Source organism: Candidatus Kosakonia sp. 282A-S69 (assembly GCF_029433855.1).
Classification (GTDB): domain Bacteria; phylum Pseudomonadota; class Gammaproteobacteria; order Enterobacterales; family Enterobacteriaceae; genus Kosakonia; species Kosakonia cowanii_A.
Genome location: NZ_JAROAU010000003.1, coordinates 849,995 through 874,904 on the forward strand (window position 1 = coordinate 849,995; position 24,910 = coordinate 874,904).

The window sequence follows — 24,910 nt, forward strand, 5'->3', positions numbered from 1 at the left end:
ACACAACGAATAACGGAGCCGTGATGGCAGGAAACACGATTGGACAACTCTTTCGCGTCACCACTTTCGGTGAATCGCACGGGCTGGCGCTGGGCTGTATTGTGGATGGCGTGCCGCCGGGCATCCCGCTGACAGAAGCGGATTTACAACACGATCTCGACCGCCGCCGTCCAGGCACCTCGCGCTACACCACCCAGCGTCGCGAGCCGGACCAGGTCAAAATCCTCTCCGGCGTGTTTGAGGGCATAACCACCGGCACCAGCATCGGCCTGCTGATTGAAAACACCGATCAGCGCTCGCAGGACTACGGGGCTATCAAAGATCTCTTCCGTCCGGGTCATGCGGATTACACCTACGAACAGAAATATGGCGTGCGCGACTATCGCGGCGGCGGCCGCTCGTCTGCCCGCGAAACGGCGATGCGCGTTGCGGCTGGTGCCATTGCGAAGAAATACCTGGCGCAGAAATTTGGTATCGTGATCCGCGGCTGCCTGAGCCAGATGGGTGATATTCCGCTGGAGATAAAAGCGTGGGAGCAGGTTGAGCTCAACCCCTTTTTCTGCCCGGACCCGGACAAGATCGAGGCGCTGGACGAGCTGATGCGCGGCCTGAAGAAAGAGGGCGACTCCATCGGCGCGAAGGTGACGGTTGTGGCTGACAACGTTCCGCCAGGCCTCGGCGAGCCGGTGTTTGACCGTCTCGATGCCGATATCGCCCATGCGTTAATGAGCATTAATGCGGTGAAAGGCGTTGAGATTGGCGACGGCTTTGAAGTGGTTAAGCTGCGCGGCAGTCAGAACCGGGATGAACTGACCCGCGACGGCTTTCAGAGCAACCATGCTGGCGGTATTCTCGGCGGAATCAGCAGCGGTCAGCAGATCGTTGCCAATATTGCGCTGAAGCCGACTTCCAGCATCACTGTACCGGGTAAAACGGTGACGCGTTCTGGCGAAGAGGTGGAGATGATCACGAAAGGGCGTCACGATCCCTGCGTTGGCATTCGCGCCGTGCCGATCGCCGAAGCGATGCTGGCGATCGTATTAATGGATCACTTCCTGCGTCAGCGCGGTCAAAACGCTGATGTTACTCCCACACTTCCACGCTGGTAACCAATGAAAAACACGGCACTCGCGCTGTTTGCTCTGCTGCTGAGCGCCGCCGCTACGGCGGCGACACCGTGGCAAAAACTGACCCATCCGGTGCCCGGCAGCCCGCAGTCGATTGGTGCTTTCTCTAATGGCTGCATCGTCGGCGCGCAGGAGCTGCCGCTGCAATCTGACACCTATCAGGTGATGCGTACCGATCAACGCCGCTATTTTGGCCACCCGGATCTGGTGCTGTTTATTCAGCGCCTCAGCACGCAGGTGCATAACCTCGGGCTTGGCACCGTGCTGGTGGGCGATATGGGGATGCCCGCAGGCGGGCGCTTTAACGGCGGTCATGCCAGCCATCAGTCGGGGCTGGATGTTGATATCTTCCTGCAGTTGCCAACAACGCGCTGGAGCACGGCGCAGCTGCTGAAACCGCAGGCGCTGGATCTGGTCTCGCGCGACGGAAAAAGCGTGGTGCCTTCGCTGTGGAAGCCGGAAATCAGCAGTTTGATTAAGCTGGCCGCGCAGGATGATGAGGTCACGCGCATTTTCGTTAATCCGGCGATCAAACAGCAGCTCTGCCTCGATGCCGGCACGGATCGCGACTGGCTGCGCAAGGTGCGCCCATGGTTCCAGCATCGTGCGCATATGCATGTGCGCCTGCGCTGCCCGGCCGACAGCCTTGAGTGTGTCGATCAGCCAGCGCCGCCACCGGGCGACGGCTGCGGCGCGGAGCTGCAGAGCTGGTTTGAACCGGCGAAACCGGGCAGCAGCACGCCTGAGAAAAAGACGCCGCCACCTTTGCCGCCTTCCTGTCAGGCTCTACTGGATGAACACGCCCTCTGATGGAACTCTTTGACTCGCTGTTTATGATGACACCGCTGATGCTGGCGGTGCTCTTTTTTGTCGCGCTGCTGGCAGGCTTTATCGATGCGCTGGCGGGCGGCGGCGGGCTGTTAACCGTTCCGGCGCTACTGGCCGCAGGGATGACGCCTGCGCAGGCGCTGGCGACCAACAAGCTGCAGGCCTGCGGTGGGTCGCTCTCTGCCTCGCTCTACTTTATTCGCCGCAAAGTGGTCAATATCGCCGATCAGAAGCTCAATATTTTAATGACCTTTATCGGCTCAACGAGCGGCGCGCTGCTGGTGCAGTATGTGAAATCGGACGTGCTGCGGCAGATCCTGCCAATATTAGTTATCTGTATCGGTCTCTACTTTTTATTAATGCCAAAGCTTGGCGAAGAGGATCGGCAGCGTCGTCTGTATGGCCTGCCGTTTGCGCTGGTAGCCGGCGGCTGCGTCGGTTTCTATGACGGCTTTTTCGGCCCCGGAGCCGGGTCGTTTTACGCGCTGGCGTTTGTCACTCTTTGCGGGTTCAACCTCGCGAAATCGACCGCACACGCCAAAGTGCTTAACGCCACCTCCAACGTCGGCGGGCTGCTGCTGTTTATTATCGGCGGCAAAGTTGTTTGGGGCACCGGCTTTGTGATGCTTGTCGGCCAGTTTCTGGGTGCGCGCATGGGATCGCGGCTGGTGCTGAGTAAAGGGCAGAAGCTTATCCGTCCGATGATTGTGATTGTCTCGGCGGTGATGAGCGCAAAACTTCTCTATGACAGTCACGGCCAGGAGATCCTCCAGTTTCTGGGGGTGAATGTATGACGCACCACTATCAGCAATTAATTGATATTTTTGATGGCTGCTTTGCCAGCGATTTTAATACCCGTCTGATTAAAGGCGACGACGAACCGATCTACCTTCCCGCTGATGCCGACGCGCCTTACAACCGCGTGGTGTTTGCCCACGGCTTTTACGCCAGCGCCCTGCATGAGATTTCGCACTGGTGCATTGCCGGGGCAGAGCGGCGCAAGCTGGTTGATTTTGGTTACTGGTACTGCCCGGACGGGCGCGATGCCGCCACGCAGGGGCAGTTTGAAGATGTCGAAGTGAAGCCGCAGGCGCTGGAGTGGCTCTTCTGCGCGGCAGCGGGCTTCCCGTTTAATGTCAGCTGCGACAACCTGGAAGGCGACGTCGAGCCGGACCGCGTGGCGTTTCAGCGCCGCGTACACGCCCAGGTGATGGTGTGGCTTGAGCAAGGGATCCCGGCGCGTCCGGCGCGTTTTATCAAGGCATTACAGGATTATTACCAGACGCCGCCGTTAGCGGCAGCACAATTTCCATGGCCGGAAGATCTGTAGAGCCATGTTTTTACGAGAGGAAGAGAGATGATCGCGGAGTTTGAATCACGCATTCTGGCGTTAATTGACAATATGGTGGATGACGCCAGTGATGATGAACTGTTTGCTGGCGGTTATCTGCGCGGGCACCTGACGCTGGCGGTGGCCGATCTGGAGAGCGGTGACGACCACTCGCCGGAAGCGGTATCCGCACGTGTGACTACCAGTGTGCAACACGCCATCCAGGCCGGTGAGCTGTCGCCGCGTGACCAGGCGCTGGTGCTCAGCATGTGGGAAAATCTCTACCAGCAGGCGAAGGCGCACTAAGCCTGCTTTAACCTGAGGCTGTGTTGCCGGATGGCGGCTCTGCCTTATCCGGCCTACGGGTGTAGTGCGGCTGAATACGAGTGGTCGGGTATGCACCTATTGCGGGATGGCGGCTCTGCCTTATTCGGCCTGCGGGTGTGGAGCGGCTGAAACGGCGTAGGCCGGATAAGCGTTTACGTGCCATCCGGCAATCTCTTCATGGCACCATCCCGACGGCAAAACCCCTATTTCACTGCTTTTCCCTTCAACAACTTTCTCACCCATAACCGATTCGGGTTCATTGCCGCCAGCGTTTCGCCATCCAGCGGAATGGGCTCACTGCTCATCTGCGCGGCCAGAATTTCCGCCGCCAGCGGCGCGCTGCATAAGCCGCGCGATCCGAGCGCACCTATCATAAATAAGCCCTCATGTACCGGCGCACTGACCGCCGCTTCCGGGTGTTCCGCAAGCTGTGCATAAGCCGACAACGTGGCATCGTAATCCGCCACATTACCAACCATCGGTAAGTGATCGCGCGTGGCGCAGCGCACGCCGCAGCGGGCGTCGCCAGCGCTGATATCGACCGTCTGCGCCCACTCGGCCTGCGGGAAGCAGTCAATCAACCGCTGGCGGTTCTGTTGCTGATCCACTTCGCTGTAGATGGCTTCCTGCTGGCCGCGGTGGTAGCTGGCACCGATGCAGTGCTGCTGGTTATGCGGGTTATGCGGCGTCAGATAGCCGTCATAACAGAGCACCTGGCGCAGGTGAGCCAACGGCCCGGTTGTGGGAATATGGCTGACCTGACCGGCCACCGGATAAACCGGCAGTCTCTCCGTTTGGGAAAAGTGCTGAATGCGGTGACCGTTGGCCAGCACCACGTTGTCATGCTGGCGTTCGCTGCCATCGGCGAAACGTAGCAGCCAGCCATCGCGCTGTCGAAGAAGCTGCTGAACCTCATGACGAAAGTGCACCTGTAAACCCTGTTCAACCCCCAGCGCGATAGCGCCCGCGGTTAACTGCGCCGGACATAACCAGCCACCGGTGGGGTAGGTGATGCCGCCGCACCCGGTCTCCACGCCGCTCTGCGCCAGCACTTCCTCCGCCTCGATATGGTGTGCCAGCTCATGAGGCAGTTCCAGTGTCAGCATCTGCTCGATTTTATGCTGGCTCTTCTCATCCCAGCCAAGCTGCGTGACGCCGCACCACTGGTGATCAAACGCTACCGGCAGCGCGTCGTAAAGCCTGCGGGCGAAGGTAAATGCGGCGCTGAAAAAGCGCGCCAGCGCCGGATCGTGCGCGCTTAGCAGCGGGTAGAGTGCGCCCTGGCGGTTGCCGGATGCACCCTCTGCCGGAGCGGCATCTGCGCAGTAGAGTGTGACCTGCCAGCCACGGCGCAGCAGTGCAAGGGCAAGCAGCGCGCTCGCCACACCGCCTCCAACCAGCGCAACTTCCCGCGTCTCTGCACCGCTGCGGGCAAACCACGGCGCGCGTGACGCGGCTGCAACACCCTTTTCCAGCACGCCGCTCAGCATCTCCCGCTTACGGCCAAAGCCTTTGCGCTTTTGCATGGAGAAGCCCGCCTCCTGTAAACCACGACGCACAAACCCGGCTGAGGTGAAGGTCGCCAGCGTCCCGCCAGAGCGGCTAAGACGCGCCATCGCCTGAAAAAGCGCGGGTGTCCACATATCGGGATTTTTCGACGGCGCAAAGCCATCGAGGAACCAGGCATCAACCTGCTGGTTAAGGCTCTCATCGAGGGTATCGATCAGCTGATTGATATCGCCAAACCAGAGATCCAGCGTCACGCGACCCGCATCCAGCAACAACCGATGGCAGCCAGCGATCGCCTGCGGCCACTGCGCCTGCAGCTGCTCAGCAAACGGTGCCAGTTCCGGCCAGTGGGCATGGGCTTTTTGCAGGTCATCGCGGGTGAGGGGAAATTTTTCGAAACTGATGAAATGTAATCTTTCCAGGGTAGCGTCAGGATGATCGGCGCGAAAAGCGGCGAAAGCCTGCCACAATGTCAGGAAGTTGAGGCCGGTACCAAAGCCGCTTTCCGCAACAATAAACAGCTTCCTTGAATGTTCTGGAAACCGTGCCTTGAGGTCGTTGCCGCCGAGAAAAACATAGCGGGTCTCTTCAAGCCCGTTATCATTAGAGAAGTAGACATCGTCAAAATCTCGGGAAACAGGTGTACCCTCAGCGTTGAATTCGAGGTTAGCGGTCTGTATAGCGGTGTGTTTCACGTAAGTTACTCGTCCGGCAAGCAGTGCGTCGATCTTAACGAGGGTCAAAGAAAGGCGCAAATTTCTGTGTGAAATGTCTGATCGGACTTGTTCGGCGTACAAGTGTACGCTATCTTGCGACACGAAACTTAATTAGTGCGACTTAGGGGTATTGAATGAAGCGTGCAGTAATTACTGGCCTGGGCATCGTTTCCAGCATTGGTAGTAACCAGCAGGAAGTCCTGGCATCTCTGCGTGAAGGACGCTCAGGGATCACATTTTCTCAGGAGTTCAAAGATTCCGGCATGCGCAGCCACGTCTGGGGTAACGTCAAACTGGACACGACGGGTTTGATCGACCGTAAAGTGGTGCGTTTCATGAACGATGCCTCTATCTATTCCTACCTCTCCATGCAGCAGGCTATTGAAGATGCTGGCCTGAAAGAGGAGGTTTATCAGAACAATCCGCGCGTGGGCCTGATTGCAGGTTCCGGTGGTTCATCTAAAGCACAGGTTTTCGGCGCGGATGCGATGCGTACCCCGCGCGGCCTGAAAGCCGTTGGTCCCTACGTGGTGACCAAAGCGATGGCCTCTGCGGTTTCCGCCTGCCTCGCCACGCCGTTCAAAATTCACGGCGTTAACTACTCAATCAGCTCCGCGTGTGCCACTTCCGCGCACTGTATCGGTAACGCGGTAGAACAGATTCAACTGGGCAAACAGGACATCGTTTTTGCCGGCGGCGGTGAAGAGCTGTGCTGGGAAATGGCCTGTGAGTTCGACGCAATGGGCGCGCTCTCCACCAAATACAACGAGACGCCGGACAAAGCTTCCCGTACCTACGATAAAGAGCGTGATGGCTTCGTTATCGCTGGCGGCGGCGGCATGGTCGTGGTTGAAGAGCTTGAACACGCGCTGGCTCGTGGTGCGCACATCTACGCTGAAGTGGTCGGCTACGGCGCAACTTCCGATGGCGCTGACATGGTTGCACCGTCAGGCGAAGGCGCAGTGCGCTGCATGAAGATGGCGATGCACGGCGTTGATACCCCGATCGACTACCTCAACTCCCACGGTACCTCCACGCCGGTTGGCGATGTGAAAGAGCTGGGTGCGATTCGTGAAGTGTTTGGCGATAACACGCCAGCCATCTCTGCCACTAAAGCGATGACCGGCCACTCACTGGGCGCGGCTGGCGTGCAGGAAGCGATCTACTCTCTGCTGATGCTGGAACACGGCTTTATCGCGCCGAGCATCAACATTGAGGATCTGGACGATCAGGCGGCGGGCATGAATATCGTGACCAAACCGACCGAGCAGACGCTGAACACGGTGATGTCCAACAGCTTCGGCTTCGGCGGCACCAACGCCACGCTGGTGATGCGCAAGCTGAAATAAGTTAGCGATTTCATTCATCTACTGCCACGGCATGACACGAATGATTTAGCAGCTGAATTTAAAAAGGGAGCCCTCGGCTCCCTTTTTTTGGTATTGACAAGCAATTGTCGCGACAGGCAAACTCCAGCCCAACATTATCATTTTGATAATGCGTAAGCGTTTAACGTCAACCAACGCACCCTAATCCTGACTGTCAGGCGGAGGGGGCGTGGTCAAAATCTTCTTCCCGCCTTGCTCTGCCCTATGGAGTAATGCATGTCCGTTCAAGCAGACGCTGTACGTTCCCCTTCAGCCACGCTCTCGCTGTTTCGCATCGCCTTTGCGGTCTTTCTGACCTATATGACGGTTGGCCTGTCGCTGCCGGTCATTCCGCTGTTTGTCCATCATGAACTGGGCTATGGCAATACCATGGTCGGTATTGCCGTCGGCGCACAATTTCTTGCCACGGTCTTAACACGCAGCTATGCCGGTCGGCTGGCCGATCAATATGGCGCAAAGCGCTCGGCGTTGCAGGGCCTCTTTGCCTGCTCGCTGGCGGGTGTCGCCCTGCTGCTGGCGGCACTCTTGCCGGTTGATATAGGGGCCAGGTTCGCGCTGTTGATCGTTGGCCGTTTGATCCTCGGTTTTGGTGAAAGCCAGTTGTTGACCGGCACGCTCACCTGGGGTGTTGGCCTGGTCGGCCCGGCGCGTTCCGGCAAAGTCATGTCGTGGGTCGGTATGGCGATTTATGGCGCGCTGGCGGCCGGGGCGCCGCTCGGGTTGCTTATCAATAGCCATTTTGGCTTCGCGGCGCTGGCGGCGATCTCCCTACTTTTACCGCTGCTCGCCTGCCTGTTTAACGGCAGCGTGCGTAAAGTCCCGGCTCATGCCGGAGAGCGCCCGTCGCTCTGGAGCGTGGTTGGTCTCATCTGGCAACCGGGTTTAGGGCTGGCGCTCCAGGGCGTCGGCTTTGCGGTGATCGGCACCTTTATCTCCCTCTATTTTGCCAGCCAGGGCTGGTCGATGGCGGGCTTTACGCTCACTGCGTTTGGCGGCGCATTCGTTCTGATGCGTATTCTCTTTGGCTGGACGCCGGACCGTTTTGGCGGCGTGCGGGTGGCGATCGTTTCTCTGCTGGTGGAGACCGCCGGGCTGATGCTGCTGTGGCAGGCTAGCGGGGCGTGGATGGCGCTGTTCGGCGCGGCATTAACCGGCTGTGGCTGCTCGCTGATCTTCCCGGCGTTAGGGGTGGAAGTGGTTAAACGTGTCCCGCCGCAGGTACGCGGGACGGCGCTGGGCGGCTATGCGGCGTTTCAGGACATTGCGTACGCCGCCAGCGGCCCGCTGACCGGCTTTCTGGCCACCTCCCTCGGTTACGCCTCCGTCTTTCTTGCCGGGGCGATTTCAGCGGTGATCGGCATTTTGGTAACCCTGATCGCGTTTCGCCCACGCAATAAATAGCCGTAAAGACTCTCTTTGCAACCGGTTTCACAAAACGCGACTGCGGCAATGTCATCTCTGCGCGGTCGCGTTTATGCTTTTCGTACTGATGAGCGAAAGGAGAGAGATATGTCCGGTTTTAAAGCGGATTTTCTGTGGGGCGGGGCGGTTGCCGCGCATCAACTGGAAGGCGGCTGGCAGGAGGGCGGTAAAGGCGTCAGCGTCGCGGATGTAATGACCGCAGGCGCGCACGGCGTCCCGCGTGAGATAACCGATGGCGTACTGCCGGGGAAAAACTACCCGAACCACGATGCCATCGACTTCTATCACCGCTACAAAGAGGACATCAAACTCTTTGCCGAGATGGGCTTTAAATGTTTTCGCACCTCGATCGCCTGGACACGTATCTTCCCCAACGGGGATGAGCTGGAGCCAAACGAGGCGGGTTTGCAGTTTTACGACGATCTGTTCGACGAGTGCCTGAAGTACAACATTGAGCCGGTAATTACGCTCTCCCATTTCGAAATGCCTTATCACCTCGTCACAAAATATGGCGGCTGGCGCAACCGCGAAGTGATCGCCTTCTTTGTGCGCTTTGCCACTGCCGTCTTCAGACGCTATCGCAGTAAGGTCAAATACTGGATGACCTTTAACGAAATCAACAACCAGGCCAACTACAACGAAGACTTTGCGCCGTTTACCAACTCAGGTGTGAAGTATCAGCCGGGCGAAGATCGCGAAGTGATCATGTACCAGGCCGCGCACTATGAGCTGGTGGCCAGCGCGCTGGCGGTGGAAGCGGGGCATAACATTAACCCTGACTTCAAAATCGGCTGCATGATCGCCATGTGCCCCATCTACCCGCTCACCTGCGATCCGAACGACATGATGATGTCGGTAGTAGCAATGCACCGACGCTACTGGTTCACCGATGTACATGTGCGCGGCTACTACCCGCAGCACCTGCTTAACTACTTTGCCCGCCGTGATTTCAAGCTTGATATTACCGATGAAGATTTACAGATCCTGACCCGCGGTTGCGTCGACTACATCGGCTTTAGCTACTACATGTCTTTTGCCACCAAAGCGACGGAAGATAATCCGCAGCTTGACTATGACGAAACGAAAAGCCTGGTGAAGAACCCTTATGTGAAGGCGTCGGACTGGGGGTGGCAGATTGACCCGGTTGGCCTGCGCTACTCGCTAAACTACTTCTACGACCACTACCAGTTGCCGCTATTTATTGTTGAAAACGGCTTCGGTGCCATCGACCAGCCAGGAAGCGACGGCGTGGTCGACGACCAGTACCGCATTGAATACTTGCACAACCACATCCGCGAAATGAAAAAAGCGGTGGTGGAAGATGGGGTTGATCTGATGGGTTATACGCCGTGGGGGTGTATCGATCTGGTTTCTGCCGGCACGGGCGAGATGAAAAAGCGCTACGGCTTTATCTATGTCGATAAGGATAATGAAGGTAACGGCACGCTGGCGCGCAGCCGTAAGAAATCCTTCTGGTGGTACCAGGATGTGATCAAACAGAACGGCGATAACATCAAGTAAGAGGGTAAGCCGTAGGCCAAATGGCGCGTCATTAAGGCTAACTGCCTGATGGCGCTTCGCTTATCAGGCCTACGGATTTATCAATAATTCAAATCACCAGCCACAGCAGCAGCATCACCACCAGCAGGGCAATGAAAAAGAGACCCGGTCGCATCGACATTGCTTTTACCGTGTCGACTATCGGCGCGACGAAGGGGCTATAAATCGGTTGCACATCACGTACCTCGATCATTCCCGATGCGCGCTCGGTGCGTCGTAAAAAGACCTGGTTAAGAATATCCTGCACCTGGGCATTGGTCAGCACTGTCTGCGGCGTAACCTGAAACGTCTGCTGTGCATAGTCGCTGAGGCTGCGCCACTCGGCGCTGTCCAGCGGCTGTTTCAGCGCGGCCTGCACCGTTTGCAATGTCGGTGCCGTATGTGTCGCCAGCGTCTGGCGCGCCTGCAGCCAGGTCATCAGCGGCGTAAAATGTTTCGCCGGGATCAGCTCGCCGCTCTTCACGCCGGAGAGCTCAAGCATTGATTGCCAGATAAGCTTGTTCGACTCGCCGGTTGCCGCCGCCAGTTTCGTCACTGCCTGGTTGAGGGAGTTGTGCTCCGCCGCCACCAGAGGCCGCTCGGTTGCCGGGCGCTGCTGCGGCTGCGGAATTGCAATCTGGTTGTTCTGCAACATCGTCAGCACAGTCTTTAACTGCTGCGGCGTAAGCTGGCTGAGCGCCGTCTGGCCAAACTCCTGACGAATAAAATTGCTCACCGCCTGGCGATTGTTCCCCTTGCTGAGAAGCTCGGTCAGCTGGGTTACCATCTGACGGGTGGTATGGTTCTGCGTGGCCGTCTCCATGCGCTGAGTCAGATTCTGCTCAGCGGCAGGGAAGTGGCGCGAGAGCAGCGGCGCATCGTTTTTCAGCCCGAGGTCATGCTTTACGCCTGCCCACACTTCAGCGCTCTGCTGTTGGGTCAGGGCGATCAAACGCGTCACCAGCCGCTCCAGCACGGTACGCTGCTGGGTGGATAGTGGCTGCTCGCCGACAGAATTAGTGGCTTGCGGTGGCTCTTGCCCGGGAGGACGCGCGGGTGCGCCCTGAATGGGTTGAATCATGGGTTTCCTCTTACTCTCGCATGGCGGTGACCGGCATTGCGGGTATGCCTGGCGGCGAGATTATGGCACACTTGCGCGCTCAACTCCCGCTCTCAAACAGGTACTGTAGTGTGAAAATCCTTGTTGATGAAAATATGCCTTACGCCCGCGATCTTTTTAGCCGACTGGGTGAGGTTAAGGCCGTGCCCGGACGCCCGATTCCGCTGGCGGAACTGGCTGATGCAGAAGCATTAATGGTGCGATCCGTCACGAAGGTGAATAACGATTTACTGCAAGGGACCGGGATCAAATTTGTCGGCACCGCTACGGCGGGAACCGATCATGTTGATGAAGCTTTTCTGAAACAGGCGGGTATCACGTTCTCCGCTGCACCAGGATGTAATGCTATCGCCGTGGTGGAGTATGTCTTCTCCTCTTTACTGATGCTGGCGGAGCGCGACGGTTTTGCGCTCACCGATCGCACTGTAGGGATCGTCGGCGTCGGCAATGTCGGTGGCCGCTTGCAGGCGCGACTTGACGCCCTCGGCATCCGCACGCTGTTGTGCGATCCGCCGCGCGCCCATCGCGGTGATGCGGGCGATTTCCGCTCGCTGGATGAGGTGGTACGCGAAGCGGATATCCTCACCTTCCATACCCCGCTGTTCAAAGAGGGTCCTTATAAAACGTTGCACCTGGTCGATGACGCGCTGCTCGGCCGCCTGAAACCCGGCACCATACTGATCAACGCCTGTCGCGGGCCGGTAGTGGATAACGCCGCGCTGTTGCAGCACTTGCAGGACGGGCAGGATCTCAGCGTGGTGCTCGATGTCTGGGAGCCGGAGCCGGATCTCAACGTTGAGCTGCTGGCGAAGGTGGATATTGGCACGGCGCATATCGCGGGCTACACGCTGGAGGGGAAAGCGCGCGGCACCACGCAGGTGTTTGAAGCCTACAGTCAATTCCTCGGCCAGCCGCAGCAGGTGGCGCTGAATACGCTGCTTCCTGCGCCGGAGTGCAGCCGCATCTCCCTTCATGGGCCGGTTGGACAGGCAATGTTAAAAAGGTTGGTGCATTTGGTGTATGATGTGCGCCGCGACGATGCCCTGCTGCGAAAAGCAGCGGGCACACCGGGTGAGTTTGATAAGCTGCGTAAGCACTATCTTGAACGCCGTGAATGGTCATCACTCACCGTTGAGTGCGACGACGCTGACGCATCGGCGTTGTTGCAAAAACTGGGCTTCGACGCCGTTTATCACCCGGTACGTTAATTCATTTTTATGCTCCCCGTCGCCGACGGGGACGCTTTTTCTGGAGTGAATCACCATGTCTGAAGGCTGGAATATTGCCGTTCTCGGCGCCACCGGCGCGGTCGGAGAAGCCTTGCTCGAAACGCTGGCGGAGCGCCAGTTCCCGGTTGGCGAACTCTATGCTCTGGCTAAGAGCGAAAGCGCCGGGGAAAACCTGCGTTTTGGCGGTAAAACCGTGCGTGTGGAAGATGCCGCTGCATTCGACTGGACGCAGGCGCAGTTGGCGTTCTTTGTGGCCGGTGCGCAAGCTACCGCTACCTATATTGAAGAAGCGACCAATGCCGGTTGTCTGGTCATCGACACCAGCGGTCTGTTTGCCCTCGAGCCGGATGTGCCGCTGGTGATGCCGGATGTGAATCCGTTCGTGCTGGCTGACTACCGCAACCGCAACGTTATTGCTATCCCGGACAGTCTCACCAGCCAGCTGCTGGCAGGCCTGAAGCCGCTGATCGACGAAGGCGGTCTGTCGCGGATCGCCGTGACCAGTCTGCTCTCAGTCTCGCGCAGCGGTAAACGGGCGGTTGATGCGCTGGCAGGGCAGAGCGCTAAGCTGCTGAACGGAATTCCGATTGACGATGATGACTACTTCGGTCGCCAGCTGGCATTCAATATGCTGCCGCTGCTGCCGGACAGTGAAGGCAGCGTGCGCGAAGAGCGCATCATTATCGATCAGATGCGCAAAATCCTGCAGGATGAGGGGCTGATGATCTCCGCTAACTGCGTACAGTCGCCGGTCTTTTACGGCCACGCGCAGATGGTCAGTTTCGAAGCGTTACGCCCGCTGGCGGCCGAAGAGGCGCGCGATGCGTTTGCCCGCTTTGAGGATATTGCGCTCTCTGAAGTGAACGAATTCCCGACCCAGGTGGCAGATGCTTCCGGCCAGGCGCATCTCTCCGTCGGCTGCATTCGCAACGACTACGGTATGCCGGAGCAGATCCAGTTCTGGTCGGTAGCCGATAACGTCCGCTTTGGCGGCGCGCTGATGGCGGTGAAAACGGCGGAGAAACTGGTGCAGGAGTATCTGTACTGATGCAGGAAGAAACCACCGCGCCGCGCTACAAAATCGCGCTGGGAATTGAGTATGACGGCAGCCACTACTATGGCTGGCAGCGTCAGCAGGAAGTGCGCAGCGTGCAGGAGAAGCTGGAGAAGGCGCTCTCGCAGGTGGCCAATGAGCCGATCTCGGTCTTCTGCGCCGGGCGCACCGATGCCGGGGTGCATGCGACAGGGCAGGTGGTCCATTTTGAGACCCATTCTCTGCGTAAAGATGCAGCCTGGACACTGGGCGTAAATGCGAATTTGCCTAAAGACATCGCGGTGCGTTGGGTGAAAGATGTGCCCGATGATTTTCATGCGCGGTTTAGCGCGACGGCTCGCCGTTACCGCTACGTCATCTACAATCATCACTTGCGTCCGGCGGTGCTTGGTCACGGTGTGACGCACTATCATCAACCGCTGGATGCTGAACGCATGCATCGTGCGGCACAGTGCCTGATTGGCGAAAACGACTTTACCTCGTTTCGCGCCGTGCAGTGCCAGTCGCGTACGCCCTGGCGTAATCTGATGCACATTAACGTCAGCCGCTACGGCACCTATATTGTGGTCGATATCAAAGCCAATGCCTTTGTACATCATATGGTCAGGAATATTGTCGGCAGCCTGATGGAAGTAGGCGCCCACAACCAGCCGGAGAGCTGGATAGCAGAGCTGCTGGCGGCAAAGGACAGAACGCTGGCGGCAGCAACGGCAAAAGCGGAAGGTCTTTATCTGGTGTCGGTGGATTATCCATCACACTTTGCGCTGCCCGCTGCGCCAATGGGCCCGCTGTTCCTGGCGGACTAGTCGCACATTAATAAGGCATAAGTAGATGGACTTAATACGCTTCCTGATTGACTTCATTCTTCATATTGACGTTCACCTCGCTGAGCTGGTGGCGCAGTATGGCGTCTGGGTCTATGCGATCCTGTTTATTATTCTCTTTTGCGAAACGGGTCTGGTGGTGACGCCGTTCCTGCCGGGGGATTCGCTGCTGTTTGTCGCCGGTGCGCTGGCGTCGCTTGAGACCAACGATCTCAATGTGCATATGATGGTGCTGCTGATGCTGGTGGCTGCCATCGCGGGCGATGCGGTGAATTACACTATCGGGCGGCTGTTCGGTGAGCGGTTATTCAGTAACCCCAACTCCAGGATCTTCCGTCGCAGCCATCTTGATAAAACGCATCAGTTTTATGAAAAACATGGCGGAAAAACGATTATTCTCGCGCGTTTTGTACCGATTGTGCGCACTTTTGCACCTTTCGTCGCTGGCATGGGCCATATGTCTTACCGCCATTTCGCCCTCTATAATGTCGTGGGCGCGCTGCTGTGGGTGTTACTTTTCACCTACGCCGGGTACTTCTTTGGCACCATCCCGATGATTCAGGAGAATCTCAAGCTGATGATTGTCGGAATTATCGTAGTGTCTATACTTCCCGGGGTCTTTGAGATTATCCGCCATCGCCGCGCCGCGTCCCGGCAGACAAAATAATCACCTGTTGGCGGTTCGACCACTTTTTTATCCCAAGTTGCGAACCGTTATGTTTTAATGTGCCCCAGTCAAGGGCTACCAGGTTCATGTAGAAAGGTTATCAATGAGCTGGATTGAAAGAATTAAAAGCAACATCACCCCCACCCGTAAGGCGAGCATCCCTGAGGGCGTGTGGACAAAATGCGATAGCTGTGGTCAGGTGCTTTACCGCGCCGAACTGGAGCGTAACCTTGAAGTCTGCCCAAAATGTGATCACCACATGCGGATGTCAGCGCGTAATCGCCTGCATAGCCTGCTGGATGAAGGATCGCTGGTTGAACTGGGCAGCGAACTTGAGCCGAAAGATGTGCTGAAGTTCCGCGACTCGAAAAAGTACAAAGACCGTCTGGCGACAGCCCAGAAAGAGACCGGCGAGAAAGACGCGCTGGTGGTGATGAAGGGCACGCTGCACGGCATGCCGGTTGTCGCAGCGGCCTTTGAGTTTGCGTTCATGGGCGGTTCGATGGGCTCCGTAGTGGGCGCGCGCTTTGTGCGTGCGGTTGAGCAGGCGCTGGAAGATAACTGCCCGCTGGTCTGCTTCTCCGCTTCCGGCGGGGCGCGCATGCAGGAAGCGCTAATGTCGCTGATGCAGATGGCGAAAACCTCTGCGGCGCTGGCGAAAATGCAGGAGCGCGGTCTGCCGTACATCTCCGTGCTGACTGACCCGACCATGGGCGGTGTTTCTGCAAGCTTCGCGATGCTGGGCGATCTCAACATCGCTGAGCCGAAGGCGCTGATCGGCTTTGCCGGCCCGCGCGTTATCGAGCAGACCGTGCGCGAGAAACTACCTGCCGGTTTCCAGCGCAGTGAGTTCCTGATTGAAAAAGGCGCGATCGATATGATCATTCGTCGTCCGGAGCTGCGCTTTAAGCTGGCGCGTATTCTGGCGAAGATGATGAATCTGCCGGCGCCGGATGCGGACGATACGCATATCGGCACGGTGGAGACGCCAGAGCCGAATCAGGAAGGCGAAGCCTGATAATACACGTCACGCTTTCTGCTGCAGGTGCGTTGATGCGCCTTGCTTAGCCCGCTCCTCCTCCACACCATGAGCGCGGGATGGCTCTGTGACCACGCGCCAGCAGCGAAAACGAGCATGTGTATACTCATGAGGGCAGGGCCAAAAGGCACTGCCCTTTTGCTTTTCAAACCGCACACTATCAACGGGCATCATGGATACTCTCTCTACTCCGCAAGCCACGTCGCCCCTGGCCGCATGGCTCTCCTATCTGGAACAGCTGCACAGTAAACCTATCGATTTAGGGCTCGATCGCGTAAGCCAGGTGGCGGCGCGGCTGGATGTGCTGCGTCCTGCACCCTTTGTCTTTACCGTCGCCGGTACTAACGGCAAAGGCACCACTTGCCGCACGCTGGAGTCGATCCTGCTGGCGGCCGGCTATCGCGTCGGGGTTTACAGCTCGCCGCATCTGGTGCGTTACACCGAACGCGTACGCGTGCAGGGCGGGGAACTGGCAGAAAGCGCGCACACCGCTTCCTTCGCGGAAATCGAAGCCGTGCGTGGCGATATCACGCTAAGCTATTTTGAATTTGGCACCCTGTCGGCGCTGTGGCTGTTTAAACAGGCGCAGCTGGACGTGGTGATCCTCGAAGTGGGTCTTGGCGGCCGCCTGGACGCCACTAATATGGTTGACGCCGATGTCGCGGTGGTCACCAGCATTGCGCTCGATCACACCGACTGGCTCGGGCCGGATCGCGAAAGTATTGGCCGAGAAAAAGCAGGCATCTTTCGCGCCGGTAAACCCGCGGTGGTTGGCGAGCCGGATATGCCGCACACCATCGCTGAAGTGGCGCAGGAGAAGGGCGCGCAGCTGTTGCAGCGTGATGTGGCGTGGCACTACGAGGTTAGCGCTCAGGGCTGGCGTTTTCGCGACGAGCAGGGCGAACTGAGTGAGTTGCCGCTGCCGCAGGTGCCGCAGCCGAATGCTGCCACTGCGCTGGCTGCGCTGCGTGCCAGTAACCTGGCGGTAAGCGAGCAGGCGATCCGCGACGGCATTGAGCGGGCGATATTGCCGGGTCGTTTTCAGATTGTGAGTGACTCACCGCGCCTGATCCTCGATGTCGCGCATAATCCTCATGCCGCAAGCTACCTTGCCGGGCGGCTGGCGGCGCTGCCGAAAAGCGGTCGCGTACTGGCAGTGGTCGGCATGCTGCATGATAAAGACATTAGCGGAACGCTTGCCTGTCTGGAGCCGGTGGTCGATAGCTGGTATTGTGCCCCTCTGGAGGGTCCGCGCGGCGCGACGGCGGAGCAGCTGCTGGCGAACCTGACGTCGGGGCAAGCATTCCCGGACGTGACCCAGGCCTGGCAGGCGGCAATGGCGGAGGCCGGTGCCTGCGATACCGTGCTGGTGTGTGGCTCGTTCCACACCGTAGCGCATGTCATGGAAGCGATGGAAGCGGGGAGAACCGGTGGCAAGTAAGTTTCAGAACCGTTTAATGGGCACCGTTATACTGGTCGCGCTTGGGGTGATTATTCTCCCCGGCCTGCTCGACGGGCAGAAAAAGCATTATCAGGATGAGTTCGCGGCGATCCCGCTGGTGCCGAAGCCGGGCGATCGCGACGAGCCGGATATGATGCCGGCCGCCACTCAGGCGCTGCCTGCGCAACCGCCGGAAGGCGCTGCGGAGGAGGTGCGGGCTGGCGACGCCGCCACACCGTCACTTAATGCCTCAAGGCTTGCGGCGAACAGTAATCCCGAACCGGAAGTGACCTCCACGCCGGTGACGCCAAAGCCGAAACCTGTTGAAAAGCCGCAGCCTAAACCGCAGCCGCAGCCGCAGCCTGCGCGCGAGCAGCAGACCGCGGCGAACGAGGCACCGGCTAAAGCGCAGGAGGAGAAGCCAGCCCCGACTGGCAAAGCCTATGTCGTCCAGCTGGGCGCGCTGAAGAACGCCGATAAAGTGAATGAAGTGGTAAGTAAACTGCGCGCTGCGGGGTATCGCGCTTATACATCGCCGACGACGCCGGTTCAGGGTAAAATCACCCGCATTCTTGTTGGGCCCGACGCCTCGCGCGATAAGCTCAAAGCGTCGCTTGGCGAACTCAACCAGCTGTCAGGCCTCAATGGCGTGGTGATGAATTACAGCGCCAATTAACCGCGCAACCCTGCGCTGCTTTGCTGGCAACGGCCCGTAAAACGGGGCAGGGGAGCCTGATAAAAGTGCGGTCGTGAAGGCCAATGTTCTGCTGGCGTTGAATATTTTTTCAGCGCCATTTTTATTTCCGCGCGGGAAGGAAATCCCTACGCAAACGTTTTCTTTTTCTGTTAGAATGCGCCCCGAACTGGATGACAGGGCGTAAAATCGTGGGACATATATGGTCTGGATTGATTATGCCATCATCGCGGTGATTGGTTTTTCCTGTCTGGTAAGCCTGATCCGCGGCTTTGTTCGTGAAGCGTTATCGCTGGTGACATGGGGTTGTGCTTTCTTTGTCGCCAGCCATTACTACACTTACCTGTCAGTCTGGTTCACGGGCTTTGAAGAGGAACTGGTACGTAATGGAATTGCCATCGCGGTGCTGTTTATCGCGACGTTAATTGTGGGCGCTATCGTTAACTACGTTATCGGTACGCTGGTGGAGAAAACCGGCCTGTCGGGTACAGACAGGGTGTTGGGGATCTGTTTTGGTGCGCTTCGCGGCGTGCTGATCGTCGCCGCCATTCTGTTCTTTCTGGATACCTTTACAGGTCTGTCGAAAAGCGAAGACTGGCAAAAGTCGCAGCTTATCCCGCAATTCAGCTTCATCATCAGGTGGTTCTTTGACTATCTGCAAAGCTCGTCGAGTTTCTTGCCCAGGGCTTAAGCCCTGAGATGTGGCTTAGAGTTTGGTTTAACAGGCTGTTTTCTCGGCATTTTGAACCGGGCCAGTGCTGATAATCCTCGCGTGCCAGTTGTACGCTTCGGTTGTTGCGCACTGTCGCTGTTCAAATTCTTTTTGACGATGACGCCTGGTAAACCAAGCTCTTAACGAGGAAAAGACGTATGTGCGGTATTGTCGGTATCGCCGGTTTCATGCCGGTAAACCAGTCGATTTATGACGCGTTGTCGGTGCTGCAGCACCGTGGGCAGGATGCAGCGGGCATCATCACCATTGATGCCAATAACTGCTTCCGTCTACGTAAAGCGAACGGCATGGTGAATGATGTTTTCGAAGCCCGCCATATGCAGCGTCTGCAGGGCAATATGGGGATTGGCCACGTTCGTTACCCCACCGCGGGCAGCTCCAGCGCTTCAGAGGCGCAACCCTTTTACGTTAACTCCCCGTACGGCATCACGCTTGCGCACAATGGCAACCTGACCAACGCGCACGAACTGCGGAAAAAGCTGTTCGAAGAGAAGCGTCGCCACATTAACACCACGTCAGATTCTGAAATCCTGCTCAATATTTTCGCCAGCGAGCTGGATAACTTCCGTCACTATCCGCTCGAAGCGGATAACGTTTTCGCTGCGATTGCTGCGACCAACCGCCAGATCCGCGGTGCCTACGCCTGCGTGGCGATGATTATCGGTCACGGCATGGTTGCCTTCCGCGACCCGAACGGCATTCGCCCGCTGGTGCTGGGCAAGCGCGAGCTGGGCGATGGCCGCACCGAATATATGGTGGCCTCCGAGAGCGTGGCGCTTGATACGCTGGGCTTTGAGTTCCTGCGCGATGTCGCGCCGGGCGAAGCGGTCTATATCACCGAGAAAGGGCAGCTCTACAGCCGGCAGTGCGCGGAAAACCCGGTCAGCAACCCCTGCCTGTTCGAGTACGTCTACTTTGCGCGCCCGGACTCCTTTATCGACAAAATCTCCGTCTACAGCGCCCGCGTCAATATGGGCATGAAGCTCGGCGAGAAGATCGCCCGCGAGTGGGAAGATCTCGATATCGACGTGGTGATCCCGATCCCTGAAACCTCCTGCGATATCGCGCTGGAGATCGCCCGAATTCTGGATAAGCCTTACCGTCAGGGTTTTGTGAAAAACCGCTACGTTGGCCGCACTTTTATCATGCCGGGCCAGCAGCTGCGCCGTAAATCAGTGCGCCGCAAGCTGAACGCCAACCGCGCCGAGTTCCGCGACAAGAACGTGCTGCTGGTGGATGACTCCATCGTGCGCGGTACCACTTCAGAGCAGATTATCGAGATGGCGCGCGAAGCCGGGGCGAAGAAGGTTTATCTCGCTTCCGCAGCACCGGAAATTCGCTTCCCGAACGTCTACGGCATTGATATGCCGACCGCCAATGAGCTGATTGCACACGGTCGTGAAGTGGATGAAATCCGCCAGATCATCGGTGCCGACGGGCTGATTTTCCAGGATCTCAACGATCTTATTGATGCCGTACGCGCAGAAAACCCGGATATTCAGCAGTTTGAGTGCTCGGTGTTTAACGGTATTTATGTCACCAGGGATGTCGATCAGCAGTACCTCGATTACCTCGACTCCCTGCGTAATGACGATGCCAAAGCGGTACAGCTGCAGAACGAAGTTGAAAGCTTAGAGATGCACAACGAAGGTTAATCCCGCCGCGCCCCTCGCATGAGGGGCGCAACTTGTTGCAACACCCTCTATAATCAGGCAAAGTTTGCGCTTATGTTAGCGGGTGGATAAGCAGATGAAACGACTGATTGTGGGCATTTCCGGCGCCAGCGGCGCAATTTATGGCGTTCGCCTGCTACAGGTGCTGCGCGACGTCGCTGAAGTCGAGACCCATCTGGTGATGAGCCAGGCCGCCCGGCAAACGCTCTCCCTTGAGACCGACTACTCCCTGCGCGATGTGCAGGCGCTGGCAAACGTGGTGCATGACGCCCGCGATATCGCTGCCAACATCTCCTCTGGCTCGTTTAAGACCGCAGGCATGGTGATTCTGCCCTGTTCCATCAAAACCCTCTCCGGCATTGTCCACAGCTACACCGATGGGCTGCTGACCCGCGCCGCAGACGTGGTGCTGAAAGAGCGTCGCCCGCTGGTGCTCTGCGTGCGTGAAACACCGCTGCATCTTGGCCATTTGCGCCTGATGACGCAGGCGGCGGAACTCGGTGCGGTGATCATGCCGCCGGTTCCGGCTTTTTATCATCGGCCACAAAGCGTGATGGATATTGTCGATCAGACCGTCAATCGCGTTGTGGATCAGTTTGATATCGAACTGCCGGAAGATCTTTTCGCCCGCTGGCAGGGCAGCGATGCTGCAAAATAGTGCAACGTATCGCCGGATGCGCTTTTTTAGGGCAATTTTGTAAGCGCGATCATATCCTCAACATTTAATCCTCTTTTCCCCCGCTTACTGCTGCGGTTCGTTCCGCAGACCTGCTATCTTTCATCACTACGGTCAATCTGCAACGTTTTATTAACAAATCCCGCACGGCGTTACTGCACGGTCGGGAAAGTGGCATAAGACATGCAAGGCTACTGGCTGCAACACACAACACAACGCACCACACAATAAAAACAGCACACTTGAGGGTAATGTATGAAGAAGACGGTCCTCGCTCTCTCTTTACTGCTGGGGCTCTCCGCCACCGCCAGCGTTTATGCAGCGCTTCCCCAGACAGTCCGTATCGGCACCGATGCCACCTATGCACCTTTCTCCTCGAAGGATGCGAAAGGGGAATTTGTGGGCTTTGATATCGATCTTGGTAATGAGATGTGCAAACGCATGCAGGTGAAGTGCACCTGGGTCGGCAGCGATTTTGATGCCCTGATCCCCTCTCTGAAAGCGAAGAAGATTGACGCTATTATCTCGTCGCTCTCCATTACCGAAAAACGCCAACAGGAGATTGCCTTCTCTGAGAAGCTCTACGCGGCAGATTCACGCCTGATTGCAGCCAAAGGTTCGCCTATCAAACCCACGCTGGAGTCACTGAAAGGTAAGCACGTTGGCGTGCTGCAAGGCTCGACGCAGGAAGGTTACGCTAACGATAACTGGCGCAGTAAAGGCATCGACGTGGTGGCCTATCAGAACCAGGATCAGATCTACTCTGACCTGGCTGCTGGTCGCCTTGACGCGGCGTTCCAGGATGAAGTGGCCGCCAGCGAAGGCTTCCTGAAACAGCCTGCGGGCAAAGAGTTTGCCTTTGCAGGCCCGTCGGTAAAAGACAAAAAGTACTTTGGCGACGGCACCGGGATTGGTCTGCGTAAAGATGATACCGAGCTGAAAGCGGCGTTCGATAAAGCCTTTACCGAGCTGCGTAAAGATGGAACCTACGACAAGCTCGCCAAAAAGTATTTCGACTTTAACGTCTACGGCGAGTAAGGCTGTACGGCCCGCGCCCGCGGGCCGTGAGGGAAAACGGTGCGCCATGCGCCTTTCGTGGCATGGTGCAGCAAGCGGTGTCTGTTCCAGCGTGGTGCAGTGGCTGCATCACAATAGTGCAGGGCTGCATAGTTACGCATTCAGATTGCAAAAAAAGTTACCCTGCAGCGTTTATCTTTTGCCTTGCCGGGGGAGATGATGGCACGATAACGCACCGTTAAGTTGTGAGAATTCCCTTAGGAAAGACAGTCTGTTGAGGATAATGATGAAAAAATTGGTGCTCTCCCTTTCTCTGGTGCTCGCTGTTTCCAGCGTCTCTACTGTATTTGCTGCCATTCCGCAAAAATTACGTATCGGTACCGATCCCACTTACGCCCCATTTGAGTCAAAAAATGCGCAGGGTGAGTTGGTCGGTTTCGATATCGATCTGGCAAAAGAGCTCTGTAAGCGCATTAATACGCAGTGTGTGTTCGTTGAGAACCCGCTGGACGCGCTGATCCCTTCATTAAAAGCGAAGAAAATCGACGCGATCATGTCCTCTCTGTCGATCACTGAAAAGCGACAGCAGGAGATTGATTTCACCGACAAGCTCTACGCAGCGGATTCCCGTCTGGTGGTAGCAAAAGATTCTGATATCCAGCCTGAGCTGGATAAGCTGAAAGGCAAACGCATCGGCGTGCTGCAGGGCACCACCCAGGAGACCTATGGCAACGTCCACTGGGCACCGAAGGGGGTCGAAATCGTCTCCTATCAGGGGCAGGACAATATCTATGCCGACCTGACCGCAGGGCGTATTGACGCCGCGTTCCAGGATGAAGTCGCCGCCAGCGAAGGTTTCCTGAAAACCGCGATGGGCAAAGCCTATAAATTCGGCGGGCCGTCAATCAAAGATGAGAAGCTGTTTGGCGTCGGCACCGGCATGGGCGTACGCAAAGGCGATAGCGAACTGCGTGACGCGCTGAATAAAGCCTTTGCCGAGATGCGCGCTGACGGTACTTACGACAAGCTGGCGAAAAAGTATTTCGATTTTAATGTTTACGGTGATTAATCCCACACCACATTAACGTGCGGCCCCTCCTGCAAAGGAGGGGAAGAGACACGGCAAACACCACACACGACAGGACAGGCTGCATGCTGCACGGGTTTTCTCAAGTGATATTTCAGGGCGCGCTGGTGACCCTCGAGCTGGCGCTCAGTTCCGTGGTGCTGGCGGTGCTGATTGGCCTTGCAGGCGCGGGCGCAAAGCTGTCGAAAAGCCGCGCGCTGGCGCTGATTTTTGAAGGCTACACCACGCTTATTCGCGGCGTGCCCGATCTGGTGCTGATGCTGCTTATCTTCTACGGTCTGCAAATTGCCCTCAACGCCATTACCGACGCGCTCGGCATGGCGCAGCTGGATATCGATCCGATGGTGGCCGGTATTATCACCCTCGGCTTTATTTACGGTGCCTACTTCACCGAAACCTTTCGCGGTGCTTTTATGGCGGTGCCGAGAGGGCAGATTGAGGCGGCGACCGCGTTTGGCTTTACCGGCCGCCAGGTGTTCCGCCGTATTCTCTTTCCGGCGATGATGCGCTTTGCTCTGCCGGGGATCGGCAACAACTGGCAGGTGATCCTGAAAGCGACGGCGCTGGTCTCATTACTGGGGCTGGAAGATGTGGTCAAAGCGACCCAGCTCGCCGGTAAAAGCACCTGGGAGCCGTTCTACTTCGCCATTGTCTGCGGCGCGATCTATCTCATTTTTACCACGGCCTCCAATGGCGTCCTGCTGCTGCTTGAGCGCCGCTACTCGGTGGGTGTGAAGAGGGCCGACCTGTGATTGAGATTATTCAGGAGTACTGGCAATCCCTGCTCTGGAGCGACGGCTACCGTATTACCGGCGTGGCCATCACCCTCTGGCTACTGATCTCCTCAGTGGTGATGGGCGGCATTCTGGCGCTGTTTCTTGCCATCGGCCGCGTCTCGAGCAACAAATTTATCTGTTTTCCGATCTGGTTATTCACCTACATCTTTCGCGGCACGCCGCTCTATGTGCAGCTACTGGTCTTCTACTCCGGCATGTACACACTGGAGATTGTCAAAGGCACCGAGTTGCTAAACGCCTTTTTCCGCAGCGGCCTCAACTGTACGGTGCTGGCGCTGACGCTTAACACCTGCGCCTACACCACCGAGATTTTCGCCGGGGCGATCCGCTCGGTGCCCCATGGCGAGATTGAAGCAGCGCGGGCGTATGGCTTTTCATCCTTTAAAATGTACCGCTGTATTATTTTGCCTTCGGCGCTGCGTATCGCGCTGCCGGCCTATAGCAACGAGGTGATCCTGATGCTGCACTCCACGGCGCTGGCCTTTACCGCGACGGTGCCGGATCTGCTGAAAATCGCCCGTGATATTAACTCCGCCACCTACCAGCCCTTTACGGCTTTCGGTATTGCGGCGGTGCTCTATCTCATTATTTCGTATGTCCTGATTAGCCTCTTCCGCCGGGCGGAAAAGCGCTTCTTACAGCATATGAAGCCCTCTTCGACGCACTGAGAGCA

General features: G+C 57.4%; 24 protein-coding genes. 22 read left to right on the forward strand and 2 right to left on the reverse strand.

Features of this window, described 5'->3' with window-relative positions:
* Positions 1 to 23: 23 nt before the first annotated feature.
* Genes aroC through PU683_RS09770 form a run of 5 tightly spaced genes read left to right on the forward strand, consistent with a single transcriptional unit; the run spans position 24 to position 3,591 of the window.
* A complete protein-coding gene (gene aroC / locus PU683_RS09750) occupies positions 24 to 1,109 on the forward strand; it encodes a chorismate synthase (protein ID WP_277171292.1) in 1,086 nt (361 codons plus the stop codon).
* A gap of 3 nt (positions 1,110 to 1,112) precedes the next feature.
* A complete protein-coding gene (gene mepA, locus PU683_RS09755) occupies positions 1,113 to 1,937 on the forward strand; it encodes a penicillin-insensitive murein endopeptidase (RefSeq protein ID WP_277171293.1) in 825 nt (274 codons plus the stop codon).
* Positions 1,937 to 2,749 carry a sulfite exporter TauE/SafE family protein gene (locus tag PU683_RS09760; RefSeq protein WP_277171294.1) on the forward strand — a complete coding sequence of 271 codons (813 nt, stop codon included), beginning with the start codon at positions 1,937 to 1,939 and terminating at the stop codon, positions 2,747 to 2,749. Before mepA ends, PU683_RS09760 begins: the two co-directional genes overlap by 1 nt.
* Positions 2,746 to 3,285: an elongation factor P hydroxylase gene (locus PU683_RS09765; protein WP_054804318.1), complete on the forward strand. Its 540-nt coding sequence runs from the start codon at positions 2,746 to 2,748 to the stop codon at positions 3,283 to 3,285. Before PU683_RS09760 ends, PU683_RS09765 begins: the two co-directional genes overlap by 4 nt.
* 27 nt (positions 3,286 to 3,312) lie before the next feature.
* A complete protein-coding gene (locus PU683_RS09770; RefSeq protein ID WP_277171295.1) occupies positions 3,313 to 3,591 on the forward strand; it encodes a YfcL family protein in 279 nt (92 codons plus the stop codon).
* Positions 3,592 to 3,815: 224 nt separating this feature from the next.
* Here the strand turns inward: PU683_RS09770 and mnmC are convergent, their stop codons facing one another.
* The gene (mnmC, locus tag PU683_RS09775) at positions 3,816 to 5,816 is read right to left on the reverse strand and encodes a bifunctional tRNA (5-methylaminomethyl-2-thiouridine)(34)-methyltransferase MnmC2/FAD-dependent 5-carboxymethylaminomethyl-2-thiouridine(34) oxidoreductase MnmC1 (RefSeq protein WP_277171296.1); all 2,001 of its coding nucleotides are present in this window, start codon (positions 5,814 to 5,816) and stop codon (positions 3,816 to 3,818) included.
* Between the two features lie 155 nt (positions 5,817 to 5,971).
* Between mnmC and fabB the strand changes: the two genes are divergently transcribed.
* The 3 genes from fabB to PU683_RS09790 all read left to right on the forward strand — a co-directional run bounded on the left by fabB (position 5,972) and on the right by PU683_RS09790 (position 10,168).
* Entirely contained in the window at positions 5,972 to 7,186 is a 1,215-nt protein-coding gene (fabB, locus tag PU683_RS09780; RefSeq protein WP_277171297.1) for a beta-ketoacyl-ACP synthase I, read from the forward strand.
* Positions 7,187 to 7,441: 255 nt separating this feature from the next.
* Positions 7,442 to 8,626, forward strand: coding sequence for an MFS transporter (locus PU683_RS09785; RefSeq protein ID WP_277171298.1), 1,185 nt, complete (start codon positions 7,442 to 7,444; stop codon positions 8,624 to 8,626).
* 108 nt (positions 8,627 to 8,734) lie between these two features.
* Positions 8,735 to 10,168: a 6-phospho-beta-glucosidase gene (locus PU683_RS09790; protein ID WP_277171299.1), complete on the forward strand. Its 1,434-nt coding sequence runs from the start codon at positions 8,735 to 8,737 to the stop codon at positions 10,166 to 10,168.
* A gap of 88 nt (positions 10,169 to 10,256) precedes the next feature.
* Here the strand turns inward: PU683_RS09790 and flk are convergent, their stop codons facing one another.
* The gene (flk, locus tag PU683_RS09795; protein ID WP_277171300.1) at positions 10,257 to 11,267 is read right to left on the reverse strand and encodes a flagella biosynthesis regulator Flk; all 1,011 of its coding nucleotides are present in this window, start codon (positions 11,265 to 11,267) and stop codon (positions 10,257 to 10,259) included.
* A gap of 110 nt (positions 11,268 to 11,377) precedes the next feature.
* Here flk and pdxB point away from each other — a divergent pair, with 110 nt between their 5' ends.
* The 14 genes from pdxB (at position 11,378) to hisM (ending at position 24,905) form a co-directional block, all read left to right on the forward strand.
* Entirely contained in the window at positions 11,378 to 12,514 is a 1,137-nt protein-coding gene (pdxB, locus tag PU683_RS09800; protein ID WP_277171301.1) for a 4-phosphoerythronate dehydrogenase PdxB, read from the forward strand.
* 55 nt (positions 12,515 to 12,569) lie between these two features.
* Positions 12,570 to 13,583 (forward strand): aspartate-semialdehyde dehydrogenase, encoded by a 1,014-nt coding sequence (locus tag PU683_RS09805; protein ID WP_277171302.1) that lies wholly within the window; start codon positions 12,570 to 12,572, stop codon positions 13,581 to 13,583.
* Positions 13,583 to 14,395: a tRNA pseudouridine(38-40) synthase TruA gene (gene truA / locus PU683_RS09810; protein WP_277171303.1), complete on the forward strand. Its 813-nt coding sequence runs from the start codon at positions 13,583 to 13,585 to the stop codon at positions 14,393 to 14,395. Before PU683_RS09805 ends, truA begins: the two co-directional genes overlap by 1 nt.
* 25 nt (positions 14,396 to 14,420) lie before the next feature.
* Complete coding sequence (locus PU683_RS09815; protein WP_277171304.1) at positions 14,421 to 15,080, forward strand: DedA family protein; 660 nt, start codon at positions 14,421 to 14,423, stop codon at positions 15,078 to 15,080.
* 103 nt (positions 15,081 to 15,183) lie between these two features.
* Positions 15,184 to 16,098, forward strand: coding sequence for an acetyl-CoA carboxylase, carboxyltransferase subunit beta (gene accD, locus PU683_RS09820; protein WP_277171305.1), 915 nt, complete (start codon positions 15,184 to 15,186; stop codon positions 16,096 to 16,098).
* 193 nt (positions 16,099 to 16,291) lie between these two features.
* The gene (gene folC, locus PU683_RS09825; protein ID WP_277171306.1) at positions 16,292 to 17,560 is read left to right on the forward strand and encodes a bifunctional tetrahydrofolate synthase/dihydrofolate synthase; all 1,269 of its coding nucleotides are present in this window, start codon (positions 16,292 to 16,294) and stop codon (positions 17,558 to 17,560) included.
* Positions 17,550 to 18,236: a cell division protein DedD gene (gene dedD, locus PU683_RS09830; protein ID WP_277171307.1), complete on the forward strand. Its 687-nt coding sequence runs from the start codon at positions 17,550 to 17,552 to the stop codon at positions 18,234 to 18,236. The genes folC and dedD overlap by 11 nt, the downstream gene beginning before the upstream one ends.
* Before the next feature lie 220 nt (positions 18,237 to 18,456).
* Positions 18,457 to 18,945, forward strand: a complete 489-nt coding sequence (gene cvpA, locus PU683_RS09835; RefSeq protein ID WP_042716765.1) for a colicin V production protein — start codon at positions 18,457 to 18,459, stop codon at positions 18,943 to 18,945.
* 179 nt (positions 18,946 to 19,124) lie between these two features.
* Positions 19,125 to 20,642 carry an amidophosphoribosyltransferase gene (gene purF, locus PU683_RS09840; protein WP_277171308.1) on the forward strand — a complete coding sequence of 506 codons (1,518 nt, stop codon included), beginning with the start codon at positions 19,125 to 19,127 and terminating at the stop codon, positions 20,640 to 20,642.
* A gap of 94 nt (positions 20,643 to 20,736) precedes the next feature.
* Complete coding sequence (locus PU683_RS09845) at positions 20,737 to 21,318, forward strand: UbiX family flavin prenyltransferase (protein ID WP_277171309.1); 582 nt, start codon at positions 20,737 to 20,739, stop codon at positions 21,316 to 21,318.
* A gap of 273 nt (positions 21,319 to 21,591) precedes the next feature.
* The gene (argT, locus tag PU683_RS09850) at positions 21,592 to 22,374 is read left to right on the forward strand and encodes a lysine/arginine/ornithine ABC transporter substrate-binding protein ArgT (RefSeq protein WP_023479789.1); all 783 of its coding nucleotides are present in this window, start codon (positions 21,592 to 21,594) and stop codon (positions 22,372 to 22,374) included.
* A 265-nt stretch (positions 22,375 to 22,639) separates the two neighbouring features.
* Complete coding sequence (gene hisJ / locus PU683_RS09855; protein ID WP_277174257.1) at positions 22,640 to 23,422, forward strand: histidine ABC transporter substrate-binding protein HisJ; 783 nt, start codon at positions 22,640 to 22,642, stop codon at positions 23,420 to 23,422.
* Positions 23,423 to 23,505: 83 nt separating this feature from the next.
* Positions 23,506 to 24,192 carry a histidine ABC transporter permease HisQ gene (locus tag PU683_RS09860; RefSeq protein WP_277171310.1) on the forward strand — a complete coding sequence of 229 codons (687 nt, stop codon included), beginning with the start codon at positions 23,506 to 23,508 and terminating at the stop codon, positions 24,190 to 24,192.
* Complete coding sequence (gene hisM / locus PU683_RS09865; protein WP_277171311.1) at positions 24,189 to 24,905, forward strand: histidine ABC transporter permease HisM; 717 nt, start codon at positions 24,189 to 24,191, stop codon at positions 24,903 to 24,905. Before PU683_RS09860 ends, hisM begins: the two co-directional genes overlap by 4 nt.
* Positions 24,906 to 24,910 lie beyond the last annotated feature (5 nt).